Below are 12,732 nucleotides of genomic sequence, written 5' to 3' on the forward strand. Positions count from 1 at the left end.
TCTTATTGTTTATCTTGTTCGGCGCGACATCCGCGTCGCGCGGTCGGCACGGTTGGACCATGCTTCGGCCACATCGCATATAGAGCCCTTCAAGAGCGACGTAAGCCCCTGGGACAATCTGTCCTATCGGCAAGTGGTGGAACCGGCTGCTCCGTGCGACATTGGTCTGCATGATCCACGCCATCACCCACGCTTTTCGTGCGCGCTTCCTGGACGTGCTGGCCTCGATCTACCTCTACAACGAACATCGCGGCTACACCGCGCTCGACCGGGTGCTGGAAGCGGTGCGCGTGCAATGCCCGGACGATCCGGCCTTCATTGACGCGATAGAGAAACACCGCGCGGACGAACGCAAACACTACGTCATGTTCCGGCGCTGGTTCGATTTGCAGGGCCGCATGCCGCTGGCGGTGGGGCGATCCTGCGGCCACATCGACCGCTTCATCGAACGCGTGTTCGGCTGCCCGATCGACGCGCTCGACACCGCCACGATTGCCGCCGACCGGCGCGCCTTCGCGCAGCTCTGCCGGGTGATCATGCTGACCGAACAGCGCGGGATGCGCCAGGTGGAGGTGCTGCTGCGCAACCGCCAGGTCCTTTCCGACCGCGCGATGACGCGAATCTTCCGCGTGGTCGAAAAGGACGAACCCGGCCACTGGATGCCCTATCGCGACTGGCTGGCGCGCCATGGCGGCACGGCCACGCGCTGGCGCGAGCGCTGGACGGACTACGCGATCCACAAGTCGCTGATGCTGGTCAAGCTGCCGCTGTTGTTCGTGCGGCGGAGCACGCCCCGGCTGACGCGCTGGCCCGATGCCGACGAACGGTCCGGCGCGTAACGCCGTGGCTCAATGCCCCATGTCGGCGTCGGGCGGCGGCGCGCCGGGGGCCGGCTTGCCCGCGCGCAGGAAGAACAGGACCGGGATCGCCGCCCAGCACGCGATGGCCATCATCAGGAAATCGTTGAGATAGCTGATCATCGCCGCCTGCTGGTTGACCAGCCCGTCGGCCACGCCCAGCGCGGCATCGCCGACCGGCCCGAACGTGTCCAGGCGGTTGATGTCGAACGGCACGCTCATCGCGGTCAGCCGCGCGCCCAGCTCCGCGTGGTTGATCTGGATGTTGCGCGCCAGCAGCACCGTGCAGACCGCGATCCCGATCGACGATCCGATGTTGCGGAACAGGTTGGTCATCCCCGCGGCATCCGCGCGCAACTGCGGCGGCAGCGTGGCGAAAGCGATCAGGTTCATCGGAATGAACGTGAAGCTGAGGCCCAGCCCCTGCAACATCCCCGTCAGGAAGATCGGCCGCATCGGCATGTTCGGCGTCCAGCCCGCCATCAGCCACAGCGACCAGCCCGCCAGGAACAGCCCGATGGCCAGCGAAATGCGCGGATCGAACCGGTTGATGAACCGGCCGAACAGGGTGATCGACAGCAGCATGCCCAGGCCGCGCGGCGCCAGCAGCCAGCCCGCGTCGATCGCGGGAAAGCCGTAGATTCCCTGCAACAGGCCTGGCAACAGCGCCAGCACCGCCATCATCACCATGCCGACCAGGAAGTAGAGCCCCAGACTGGCGACGTAGTTGCCATCGCGGAACAGCGCGGTCGGGAACAGCGGATGGTCCGCTGTCACCAGATGGACGATCGCCATCCAGAAGGCCACCGCAGCGATCACGGCATAGGCCACGATCTCGCCCGATCCGAACCAGTCCTTCTGCGCGCCGCGATCCAGCATCAGTTGCAGCGTCGAGACCGCCAGCGCGATCAGGACCCAGCCGAACACGTCGAAACGCCGCTCCCGGCGCGGCGTCTGCGGCAGCAGAGCCAGCAGCGCGATCACCGCGCAGATGCCGATCGGCACGTTGATGAAGAACACCCAGCGCCAGCTCACGTTCTCGGTGATGTAGCCCCCCAGCACCGGACCGGCGATCGGCCCCAGCATCACGCCTTGCGTGAAGATGCCCATCATGCGCGGCCGTTCCGCCGGCGTGCTGGTATCGAGCATGATCGTTTGCGCCAGCGGCGACAGGAACGCACCGCCCAGCCCTTGCAGCACCCGGAAGAACACGATCTGTTCCAGGCTCTGCGCCAGCCCGCACAGTATCGAAGCCGCCGTGAACATCACCACCGAGGAAATGAACACCCGGCGGATGCCGATCGTGTCGACCAGCCATCCGGCCAGCGGCAGCGTGACGGCGGAGGCCAGCACGTAGCTGGTCAGTACCCAGCTGATCGTTTCCTGCGTCGCCGAAAGCGAGGCCTGCATGTGCGGCAGCGCGACGTTGGCGATCGTGGTGTCGAGCATCTGCATGACCATCGCGGCCATGACCGCGAACAGCAGCGGCCCGCGATGCTTGACTACCAGCGGTGGCAGCTCCTCCCGCCGGGGTCCGGACGGCGCCGCCGCTGCCATCAGCGTTTGCCGACGTTGACCGACACCACCGCGCTCAATCCGGCGATGAGCGGCCGGGGCGATCTTTCATCGATGGCGATGCGCACCGGCACGCGCTGGATCACCTTGACCCAGTTGCCGGTGGCGTTCTGCGCGGGCAGGACCGAGAACTCCGACCCGGTGCCCGCGCCGATGCTGTCGACATGGCCCTTCAGCCGCAGCTTGGGATAGGCATCCAGCCGGATTTCCGCTGGCTGCCCCGGCCGCATGCGATCGAGGTCGGTTTCCTTGAAATTGGCCTCCACGCGTGCGCCGTCGGCCCGCACCAGGCTGAGCATCGGCACGCCGGGAAACACCATCTGCCCGATCTGCAAGCGCGAAACCTGCGTGATCCGGCCATCGGCGGGCGCGCGGACCACCGTGCGCCGCAGATCGAGCGCGGCCTTGGCGTGCGATGCCTGGGCGGCGGCGATCGCCGGGTTCACGCCCGGCACCTGCGCGCCATCTGCCAGCTGCGCGCGCGCCTTGGCCACTTCGGCCTCGATCGCGACCAGCTTGTCCCGCGCGGTGGCGACGGCGTGTTCGGCCGCGTCCATGTTGGCGCGCGTGTTGAAGCCCCGGTCCATCAGCGCCTTGGCGCGATTGTAGTTCGCCTGCGCCAGCGCAAGGTCATCGCGCGCCGCGCCCAGATCGGCGGCGTTGGCGCCAACGTCCGCCTGCAGCGCGGTAACGTGCGCCTGTGCCGTGGCGATCTGCGCATCGGCCTGCCGGATCGCGACCTCGTAGGGCGAGGTATCGATGGTGAAGAGCACGTCGCCCGCCTTCACGTCCTGGTTGTCGCGCACCCGGACCGAGGTGATGAGGCCGGTCACCTCCCCGGCGATCGAAACGACGTCCTGCTTGACGTAGGCATTGTCGGTCTCGACCGAACCGGCGTTGCCGAACCAGTACCACAGGCCACCGGCGACGATCAGCGCCGGCACCACGGTCAACAGCACGATCCGCACCCGCTTGAGCCGGGTCCGCGCGGTATGGCGGGCGGCGGAAGCCATTGCTTCCTGCCGCGATTCTACGTCGCTTTCGCCGGGCTTGCCCGGAAAGGGATCGGCTTCAGCCATGGCTCACCCTTGCAGCCGGGGCGCTATCCTCCGCGAGGTTGGCCCGAACACGTTCGAGCAAGCGCACCAGCATGTCCTGTTCATCCTGCGAAAAGCCCGTCAGCGCTTCGGCGAACACGCCTTGCGCGAACAGGGCCAGGTCATCGAGCAACGGCGCGGCCGCATCGGTCAGGAACAAGCGCCAGGCGCGGCGATCTGCCGGATCGGGCCGGCGCTCCACCAGCCCCGCCTTTTCCAGCCGGTCGATCATCCGTCCGGCCGTGATCGCCTCCACCTCCAGCCACTGCGCCAGGGCGCCCTGGTTGATTCCGGGCGTGCGCTTCAGCGCGGCGAGCACGCGCCATTGCGGCCCCGTTACGCCCAGATCACGGCTGACAACGTCGAAACGCTTGCGGAAGAGACGCCCGACATCGGTGGAGAGGAAGGCGATGTTATTTTGCACGCCATGCCGATAATAGCCATGCTCATTATCGTCAAGCAGCGGACCGTCCCTGCGCGTCGACCGCATCTTTCTTCGACACGCCCCCTTTCCCGCGATAGGAAACCGCATCGGGGGAGAGGACATGCCAGACAACAGGGTGCGGGACCGGCGGCCGGGCCGCCTTTCACGGATCGTGCGGCGCGTGCTGCTGTGGTTCTATCGCCGCCAGGGCTGGAAGGCCGTGGGCACTCCGCCCGCCAGCCGGCGTTGCGTGATCATCGCGGCGCCGCACACGTCTAACTGGGATTTCGTCTATTTTCTGGGCCTTGTCGACGCCCTGGGCATCCGGGCGCATTTCATGGGCAAACGCAGCCTGTTCCGCTGGCCGCTGGGCGGCTTCATGCGCGACATGGGCGGCGTGGCCATCGACCGGTCATCCCGCAACAACATGGTCCAGGCGATGGTCGACGAATTCGCCGCACGCGACGAATTCATGCTGACGATCGCCCCCGAAGGCACGCGCGGCGCGGTGCGGCAATGGCGCACGGGCTTCTATCACATCGCGCTGGGCGCGGGTGTTCCGCTGGTGTGCGGCCTGATGGACTATGGCACCAAGACCGGCGGGCTGGGTCCGGAGATCTGGCCCACCGGCGATTACCGCGCCGACATGGAGAAGGTGGCGGCCTTCTACCGCAGCGTCACGCCGCGCCACCCCGCAAAGGGACTGACCGATTTCGGCAACCTGGACGACTGACGCCGCCGGTCAGCGCCCGACCGGCGCCGCGCGGACTTCCGCCGGGACCGTGCGCAAGGGCACCGCTTTCACCCAGCTCTCCAGCGCCTCCATGTCCGTGGGACCGGTCACCGCATCGGGCTTGCCGACGAAGCCCGAGAAGGTGTCGCCACCCAACGCCAGGAAGCCGTTCACGGTGACGCGATAGCGGGCCTTCAGGTCCAGCGGCTTGCCGTTGAACGTCATCGCCACGATGCGATCGCCGATCGGCCGGCTGCGGTCGAAGCGGAAGCTGAACCCGGCCGAGGGCGAGAGCACCTGCTCCGGCCCGTTGGTGTCGAAGCCCTGTTCCAGCGTCGCCTTGATCTCCGCGCCGGTCATCGTCTCGGTAACCACCTCGTTGCCGAACGGCTGCGTCTGATAGAGATCGCCGAACGTGACCGTGCCGTCGGCCCCCGGCACGATCGGCGCGCGCAGGCCGAACGGGTTCATGAAGGCGATCTGCGCACCGGCGGATCGCGTGGCGGCGAGCTGGGCGTCGGCGATCAGGTTGCCCAGCGTGCCACCGAACGCGCTTTCGGCGCCGTCGCCGCGCGTCGCCGGGCCGGAGAGCTTGCCGATCGGGCGCGTGGTGAAGGCCTTGGACGCATCGACGTAGCGCTTCACGTATTCGAGAATGTCGGCCCGCGGCTGGAACTGCGGATAGAGCGTGGTATTTTCGCGCAAGCCGGTGGCCGAGGTATAGGGGATCGACTGCACGATGACGTTGTGCGCCTTCTTCGACACGACCTGGTGCCGCACCGGATCGATCTCCAGCGTAATGTCGGTCACTTCCTTGCCATAGACGCCCGCGCTGGTGAGCAGGATCGGTTTGGCCGGGTTGATCTTGCCGTAATCGCACACGTATTCCCAATGGGTGTGCCCGGAAACGACGAGGTCGACGCGGGTGTCCAGCCGATCGAGGATCGGCTTGATATCGCCCACCAGATCATTGCAGCCATTGGGATCGGGCGTGCCCTTGGTCTTGCCGCCTTCGTGGATCAGCACGACGATGGCGTCCGCCCCCTGCGCCTTGAGCTGCGGAACCGCCGCGTTGATCGTGTCCGCCTCATCGGCGAACGTGTAACCCCTGATGCCTTCAGGGCTGACCAGATCGACCGTGCCCTTCAACGTCAGGCCAATCACGCCGATCGTCACCTTGCGGCTGCCTTCGCCGAAGCTCTTGATGCCCGTGGCGGGAAACAGCGTCTTGCCGCTGGCATCCTTCGTGCTTGCGGCGAGATAGCGGAATGTGGCGCCGGTGAATGGTTCGAGCTGGCAGGGCTGCTTGGCCGTGAACTTCTCGCAGCCCCCGTCCTGCATCCGCCGCAGTTCGCGGGTGCCGCGATCGAATTCGTGGTTGCCCACCGCGTTGAAATCGACGCCGATGCGGTTCATCACGCCGATCGTCGGCTCGTCGAGATAGAGCGAGGAGGCTAGTTGCGAGGCCGAGATCATATCGCCGGCCGAAACCGTCAGATGGTTCGGATATTTCGAGCGGATCGATTCCAGAGCCGAGGCGAACCACGCCGCGCCGCCAGCGGGAACCTGCATCGTTCCGCCCTTGCCGTCTGGCGCCAGCACGGACTGGCGCGGCGGTTCGAGGCTGCCGTGGAAATCGTTGAACGCGATGATGCCCACTTCGACCGGGCCGGCTTCGGTCACGGCGGGGCTGCCCGCGCCCGGACCGGTCGAAGCGATCGGACCGGCACAGGCGGAAAGCAATACGGAAACGGTCAGTGCGACCGCACCGCGCAGAACATACGTCATGGGACCCGAACCTGATTGTCTCTGTTGAAACGATGCAGCGCCTTAGCCGATCGCGATGACGCGATGAAGGCATTCCGCAATGCGGAGCGATTCGTTTTTGCGCGCAATTGAAACCGGTGGGGCGCGTCCCTAGAATCGGATAAAGACACGCCGGGAGGAATCCAAAGCGATGGCCAGTGCCTCAGGAAACGCCGACGACCAGCGCGAACGCCTTGTCACCCTTGCCCGCGCCATCATCGAGGAGCGCGGCGGATCGGGGCTGACCATGCATGAACTGGCCGCGCGCGCCGGAATATCCCCCGCCGTGCTGGGCCGCTACTTCGACGGCAAGGACGCGCTGATGGAGGCGGTGGCCGAATTCTGGTTCCGCCCCAAGGTCGCCATCATGGAAGAAGTGCTTGCCAGCGATCTTCCGCCCCGACGCAAGATGTACGAATTCTTCGCGCGGCGCTTCATCTCGATGCGCAAGGGGTATGATGCCGATCCCACCGCGTTCCGCATGTATGTGGAGATCGGCGAGGAACACTTCGAGCAAGTGCGCAGCTATGTCGATCTGGCCGATCACTATCTGGGCGTGATCATCGGAGAGGCGATGGGCGAAGGCTTTTTCCCCGGACTGGGCGTGGACGAAACCATCAGCCTGGTGAACCAGATGGTCGCGCCCTATTGCTCGATCCCCACCATGATCATGCTGATGGAGCGGCTGAGCGAGGAAAAGCTCGCGCGGATCATCGATGCGGTGTTCGATGGCCTTTCCGCGCAGGACCGGGGCGCCAAAGGGCTGACCGGGCTGCGCGCCGCCTGACGGCTACTTCCCGACGAACAGGAAGCCCACCGCCCCCATCAGGCAGGCGAAGGCGGCGAAATGGCGCCAGTGCAGCGGTTCGCCCAGCACGAACACCATGAACAGGCCGAACACCACCAGCGCGATCGCTTCCTGCACCACTTTGAGCTGCCCCGCGCTCCAGCCATGGGCATAGCCGATGCGGTTGGCCGGCACGGCAAGCGAATATTCAACCAGCGCCAGCCCCCACGAAATCGCGATGACCATCACCACCGGCCGCGCCTCGGCCACTTGCGGGCCGCCGCGCAGGTGCCAGTACCATGCCGTCGTCATGAACAGGTTGGACAGCGACAGCAGCAGGATCGTCTGCATGGCGGGTCAGCGAGTCGGCACGGGTTCCGCGCCCGCATAGTCGTAGAACCCGCGTCCGGTCTTGCGGCCGAGCCAGCCGGCTTCCACGTATTTCACCAGCAGCGGCGCGGGGCGGTACTTGGGATCGCCGGTCGAATGGAACAGCACGCGGCAGATTTCCAGGCAGGTATCCAGGCCGATGAAATCCGCCAGCTGCAAAGGCCCCATCGGGTGATTCAGCCCCAGCCGGCAGCCCTTGTCGATATCCGCGACCGAAGCCGTGCCCGCGCCCAGCACAAACGCCGCCTCGTTCAGCATCGGCACCAGGATGCGGTTGACGACGAAGCCCGCCTCGTCCTCCGACTGCACGACCTGCTTGCCCAGCGTTTCGGCGAAGGCGCGCATCCGCGTCACCGTATCGGCGGACGTCGCCAGCCCCGGAATCACCTCGATCAACTGCATGACCGGCACCGGGTTGAAGAAGTGCAGACCAACGAAGCGCGCCGGATCAGGCGACGCGGCGGCCATGCGCGTGATCGGGATCGAGCTGGTGTTGCTCGCCATGATGGCGTTCGCGGCGAGCACTTTGCCGGCGCTTTCGAAAATGCGGCGCTTGATCTCCTCACGCTCGGTCGCGGCCTCGATGATCAGTTCCGCATCGGCCATGGGGGCATAATCCGCCACCGGCGTGATCAGCGCGACGGCGGCGTCCGCGGCGGCGGCGGGGATCTTTTCCTTTTCCACCAGCCGGGCCAGCGCCTTGGCGATACGGTCCTTCGCCTTTTCGGCGAGCGCGAGGTCCACGTCCGACAACAGCACCGGAATGCCGGCCTGCGCGACCACCTGGGTAATGCCGGAGCCCATCTGCCCCGCACCGATCACCGCGACTTTCTGCATGGCTGCCTTCTCCATAGCCGATGGAATGCGCCCTAGGGACAGGACCCGCTACTGGCAACGCCCATAGCAACCGGGCTATGACCGGTTCGCGCCCGGCACCCACAGCGGATCGGCGCCGGCATTGAGCGCGCGGGCCAGCACGAACAGATAGTCCGACAGGCGGTTGAGATAGGCCAGCGCGGCCGGGTTGACCGGCTCTTCCGCCGCCAGCGCCACCCCGGCCCGCTCCGCGCGCCGCGCGATCGCGCGCGCCACATGGACCCGTGCCGCCGCTTCGCTTCCGCCGGGCAGAATGAAGCTGGTCAGCGGCGGCAGGCTCTCGTTCAGCACGTCGATCGCCTGTTCCAGCCACGCCACCTGCGCCGGAACGATGCGCAGCACCATCTCGGACGGGGTGAAATCCTCGCCCGGAGTCGCCAGATCGGCGCCGAGATCGAACAGGTCGTTCTGGATGCGATGCAGGTCGCGCGCGGTTGCCTCCGGCGCGGCCACGGCGGCAAGGCCGATGGCGCTGTTCGCCTCGTCCACTTCGCCGATCGCGATCATGCGCGGATCGTGCTTCGCGCGGCGCGACCCATCGACCAGCCCCGTGGTGCCGTCATCGCCCGTGCGGGTGTAGATCTTGTTGAGTTTCACCATCGCTGCAAGTCCGGTGCCGGCGGCTTCGTGACGGGATCAGCGCGAAGCGGCGAGCAGGATCACCACGACCAGAACCGCCAGCCCCTGATACTTGATGCGGTTGAACATCATCTTGTTCTGCAGGAGCTGCATTTCGGTCGCGCCTTGCTGGTCGCCGCGCTCCAGATCCTCGCGCGTGGACTTCAGGAAGGCGATGATGCCGCGCACCAGCGAGATGACCGCCATGGCCATCAGCACGATCAGCAGCGGGATCAGGACATACTTCATGGCGCTTGGTTTACGTATTCGGAGAGTGAAATACCAGTGTCAAAAAGGGCAGCGCGCAGATCGGCGGCCAGCGCGATGCCATCCTCCCCCGAAAGCCGGCGGTCCGTGAGCGAGGGCGCCCCCCGCCGCTTGGCCAGCTTGCGCCCGTCCGCTTCCACCAGCACGGGGTGGTGATGCCACACCGGCACGGGAAGACCGAGCAAGGCCTGCAACAGCCGGTGGACGTGAGTCGCCGCGAACAGGTCCGCCCCGCGCGTGACCACGGTGATCCCGTCGGCCGCATCGTCCACCGTCGCGGCAAGATGGTAGCTTGCCGGCGCATCCTTGCGCCACAGCACCACATCGCCGAACGCGCCGGGCCGCGCCTGCTGCGGTCCACGCCGCTCGTCATGCCAGGCGAGGTCGCCGGCGGCGGCCATGGCGCGCTCCATGTCGAGCCGCCACGCCACATCGGGTCCGGGTTCGACCGGATGCTTCCGTCCTGTTCCCGGCCTGCATGTGCCGGGATAGACCGGGCCATCCGGACCCTGCCTTGTCGCCCGGGCGGCAATTTCGGCGCGCGTGCAGCGACAGGGATAGAGCAGCCCCGCCGCGCGCAGCGTGTCAGCCGCAGCGGCATAGGTGGCGATGCGCTGCGACTGGGGCGGGACTTCGCGCCACGCCAGTCCCAGCCAGGCAAGGTCGGCGCGGAACGCTGCCGCCAGTTCCGGGCGGCTGCGCGCGCCGTCGATGTCCTCGATGCGCAGCAGGAACGCGCCCTGATCCCGCGCCGCGCGATCCTGCGCGACGATCGCGGCATAGGCATGCCCCAGGTGGAGCGGGCCGTTGGGGCTGGGGGCGAAGCGGGTGACGGTCACACTCCGCTGGTGTCCGCGTGCGGGCGGTTTCGTCAAGCATTGACGGCAAAGGCCGGCGCTTGCCCCTCAAACGAATCGCGCACAAACAAAACGGCCGCCCCACCGGGGCAGCCGCTTTTGTCGGTAGCGCTGTATTGGCTGTGCCGTCGGCTCAGGCGAGCGTGACGGTGAACATCATTCCGCTGAGGCCAGCGGCAAGGATGATCGGCAGCGCGTAAGTCGCAAAGCTGCGCATGGTATACCTCCTGTTATGGTGTACCTTCGCAGACATCCTCTCGGTTTCGAGGAAGCGCCGGCAGGGTGGGCTGGAGCTTTTTCGAACCGAGGCGCGCAATACGCCAATTGACGTATGCTGCAAGTGCGAAGCAAGCACCCATGATTGCATGTAACGCAACTGTAATAATCGCGAACAATCGCTTTGAGGGACGCGACGGCTGGACAGAAACCGGCCCTCCCCTTATCGGCCTGCCATGAGCATCGAGCCTTCCGAATCCATCCTCATCGTCGATTTCGGCAGCCAGGTCACGCAGCTGATCGCCCGGCGTGTGCGCGAAGCCGGGGTCTATTCCGAAATCGCGCCGTTCACGCAGGCCGAAGCCGCGTTCCAGCGGATGAAGCCCAAGGGCATCATCCTTTCGGGATCGCCCGCCAGCGTGCCCGCCGACGGCTCCCCCCGCGCGCCGCAGGTGCTGTTCGACAGCGGCTTGCCGATCCTGGGCATCTGCTATGGCCAGCAGGTCATGAGCCACCAGCTCGGCGGCACGGTGGAGCCCGGTGATTCCGGCGAATTCGGCCGCGCCTTCCTGACCGTGACAGAACCCTGCGTGCTGTTCGACGGGCTGTGGCAGACGGGCGAGCGCCATCAGGTGTGGATGAGCCATGGCGACAAGGTGACGCAGTTCGCGCCCGGCTTCCGCATCGTCGCGGTATCGGACGGCGCGCCCTTCGCGGTGATCGCCAACGACGAGAAGAAGTACTACGGGACGCAATTCCACCCCGAAGTGGTCCACACGCCCGATGGCGGCAAGCTGATCGCCAATTTCGTGCGCCACGTCTGCGGCTGCGCCGGCGACTGGACCATGGCGGAATTCCGCAAGACCAAGATCGCCGAAATCCGCGAACAGGTGGGCGATGCCCGGGTGATCTGCGGCCTTTCCGGCGGCGTCGATTCGGCGGTGGCCGCCGTGCTGATCCACGAGGCGATCGGCGATCAGCTTACCTGCGTGTTCGTCGACCACGGCCTGATGCGGCTGGGCGAGGCCGAACAGGTCGTGAGCCTGTTCCGCAACGCCTATCACATCCCGCTGGTCCACGTGGATGCCTCCACGCTGTTCCTCAAGGGGCTGGAAGGCGTGACCGACCCCGAGGCCAAGCGCAAGTTCATCGGCAAGACCTTCATCGACGTGTTCGAGGCCGAGGCGAAGAAAGTCGGTGGCGCCGATTTCCTGGCGCAGGGCACGCTCTATCCCGACGTGATCGAAAGCGTCAGCTTCACCGGCGGTCCTTCGGTGACGATCAAGAGCCACCACAACGTGGGCGGCCTGCCCGAACGCATGAACATGCAGCTGGTCGAACCCTTGCGGGAGCTGTTCAAGGACGAAGTCCGCGCGCTGGGCCGCGAACTGGGCCTGCCCGAGATCTTCGTGGGCCGCCATCCGTTCCCCGGCCCGGGCCTGGCCATCCGCATCCCCGGCGAAGTGACGCGCGACCGTTGCGACATCCTGCGCAAGGCCGATGCGATCTACCTCGAGGAAATCCGCAACGCCGGCCTCTATGACGCGATCTGGCAGGCCTTCGCGGTGCTGCTGCCGGTCAAGACCGTGGGCGTGATGGGCGATTTCCGCACCTACGACAGCGTCTGCGGGCTGCGCGCGGTGACCTCTACCGACGGCATGACGGCGGACATCTACCCGTTCGACGCCGCCTTCCTCAGCCGCGTGGCGACGCGCATCGTCAACGAAGTGAAGGGCATCAACCGCGTGGTCTATGACTACACCAGCAAGCCGCCCGGCACGATCGAATGGGAGTGATCGGCTTGTGCCGATAACGCTGCGCGAAGCCACGGCCGAGGATCGCGATCCGGTGATCGCGCTGTGGCGCGCCGCCGGCCTGACGCGGCCGTGGAACGATCCCGAGGCGGATTACCGACTGGCGCTGGAAAACCCGACGTCGACGGTGCTGGTGGCCGAGGACGGCGGGGATACGCTCGCCGGTGCGGTCATGGTCGGGTTCGACGGGCACCGGGGCTGGGTCTATTATCTGGGCGTCGCGCCCGGTCGGCAGCAGCAGGGCACCGGCCGAAGCCTTATGACGGCCGCCGAAGTCTGGCTGCAGGCGCGCGATTGCCCCAAGATCATGTTCATGGTCCGCACCGACAACCTGCCCACCCGCGCCTTCTATGCCGCGCTGGGGTACGAGGATCAGGCTGTGGTGACGATGGGCCGGCGGCTCGACGGGCGCTGA

General features: G+C 66.5%; 14 protein-coding genes. 5 read left to right on the forward strand and 9 right to left on the reverse strand.

The genetic code is table 11. From position 1 onward, the window contains the following. The first annotated feature begins 170 nt into the window (after nt 1-170). Nucleotides 171-839, forward strand: a complete 669-nt coding sequence (locus tag NMD1_RS06055; RefSeq protein WP_125954058.1) for a ferritin-like domain-containing protein — start codon at nt 171-173, stop codon at nt 837-839. Between the two features lie 9 nt (nt 840-848). Here NMD1_RS06055 and NMD1_RS06060 read toward each other — a convergent pair whose 3' ends face one another. The 3 genes from NMD1_RS06060 to NMD1_RS06070 are packed head-to-tail and all read right to left on the reverse strand — an operon-like array spanning nt 849 to nt 4,019. After that, nucleotides 849-2,414 (reverse strand): MDR family MFS transporter, encoded by a 1,566-nt coding sequence (locus tag NMD1_RS06060; protein ID WP_124808126.1) that lies wholly within the window; start codon nt 2,412-2,414, stop codon nt 849-851. Then, nucleotides 2,414-3,511, reverse strand: a complete 1,098-nt coding sequence (locus NMD1_RS06065; protein ID WP_125954059.1) for an HlyD family secretion protein — start codon at nt 3,509-3,511, stop codon at nt 2,414-2,416. The genes NMD1_RS06060 and NMD1_RS06065 overlap by 1 nt, the downstream gene beginning before the upstream one ends. Further along, complete coding sequence (locus NMD1_RS06070) at nt 3,504-4,019, reverse strand: MarR family winged helix-turn-helix transcriptional regulator (protein ID WP_168196061.1); 516 nt, start codon at nt 4,017-4,019, stop codon at nt 3,504-3,506. The genes NMD1_RS06065 and NMD1_RS06070 overlap by 8 nt, the downstream gene beginning before the upstream one ends. Before the next feature lie 55 nt (nt 4,020-4,074). On the opposite strand from NMD1_RS06070, the gene NMD1_RS06075 reads away from it, so the two are divergent. Beyond that, a complete protein-coding gene (locus NMD1_RS06075) occupies nt 4,075-4,686 on the forward strand; it encodes a lysophospholipid acyltransferase family protein (RefSeq protein ID WP_125954060.1) in 612 nt (203 codons plus the stop codon). 9 nt (nt 4,687-4,695) lie between these two features. On the opposite strand, the gene NMD1_RS06080 is transcribed toward NMD1_RS06075, so the two are convergent. Next, entirely contained in the window at nt 4,696-6,474 is a 1,779-nt protein-coding gene (locus NMD1_RS06080) for a bifunctional UDP-sugar hydrolase/5'-nucleotidase (protein ID WP_125954061.1), read from the reverse strand. Between the two features lie 169 nt (nt 6,475-6,643). Here NMD1_RS06080 and NMD1_RS06085 point away from each other — a divergent pair, with 169 nt between their 5' ends. After that, a complete protein-coding gene (locus NMD1_RS06085) occupies nt 6,644-7,279 on the forward strand; it encodes a TetR/AcrR family transcriptional regulator (RefSeq protein ID WP_124808122.1) in 636 nt (211 codons plus the stop codon). A gap of 3 nt (nt 7,280-7,282) precedes the next feature. On the opposite strand, the gene NMD1_RS06090 is transcribed toward NMD1_RS06085, so the two are convergent. The 5 genes from NMD1_RS06090 to gluQRS all read right to left on the reverse strand — a co-directional run bounded on the left by NMD1_RS06090 (nt 7,283) and on the right by gluQRS (nt 10,269). Further along, entirely contained in the window at nt 7,283-7,630 is a 348-nt protein-coding gene (locus NMD1_RS06090) for a DMT family protein (RefSeq protein ID WP_124808121.1), read from the reverse strand. 6 nt (nt 7,631-7,636) lie between these two features. Then, nucleotides 7,637-8,506, reverse strand: coding sequence for a 3-hydroxyacyl-CoA dehydrogenase family protein (locus NMD1_RS06095; protein ID WP_125954062.1), 870 nt, complete (start codon nt 8,504-8,506; stop codon nt 7,637-7,639). Nucleotides 8,507-8,581: 75 nt separating this feature from the next. Next, on the reverse strand, nt 8,582-9,145 hold the full coding sequence (locus NMD1_RS06100) for a cob(I)yrinic acid a,c-diamide adenosyltransferase (protein ID WP_125954063.1): 564 nt from the start codon (nt 9,143-9,145) through the stop codon (nt 8,582-8,584). A 36-nt stretch (nt 9,146-9,181) separates the two neighbouring features. After that, complete coding sequence (locus NMD1_RS06105; protein ID WP_124808118.1) at nt 9,182-9,412, reverse strand: HIG1 domain-containing protein; 231 nt, start codon at nt 9,410-9,412, stop codon at nt 9,182-9,184. Beyond that, entirely contained in the window at nt 9,409-10,269 is an 861-nt protein-coding gene (gluQRS, locus tag NMD1_RS06110; protein WP_125954064.1) for a tRNA glutamyl-Q(34) synthetase GluQRS, read from the reverse strand. Before gluQRS ends, NMD1_RS06105 begins: the two co-directional genes overlap by 4 nt. Before the next feature lie 470 nt (nt 10,270-10,739). On the opposite strand from gluQRS, the gene guaA reads away from it, so the two are divergent. Both guaA and NMD1_RS06120 read left to right on the forward strand, forming a co-directional pair. After that, a complete protein-coding gene (guaA, locus tag NMD1_RS06115) occupies nt 10,740-12,299 on the forward strand; it encodes a glutamine-hydrolyzing GMP synthase (protein WP_124808116.1) in 1,560 nt (519 codons plus the stop codon). Between the two features lie 7 nt (nt 12,300-12,306). Beyond that, nucleotides 12,307-12,732 (forward strand): GNAT family acetyltransferase, encoded by a 426-nt coding sequence (locus tag NMD1_RS06120; RefSeq protein ID WP_233497377.1) that lies wholly within the window; start codon nt 12,307-12,309, stop codon nt 12,730-12,732.

The sequence above is a fragment of the Novosphingobium sp. MD-1 genome, from assembly GCF_001014975.1.
Taxonomy (GTDB): Bacteria; Pseudomonadota; Alphaproteobacteria; order Sphingomonadales; family Sphingomonadaceae; genus Novosphingobium.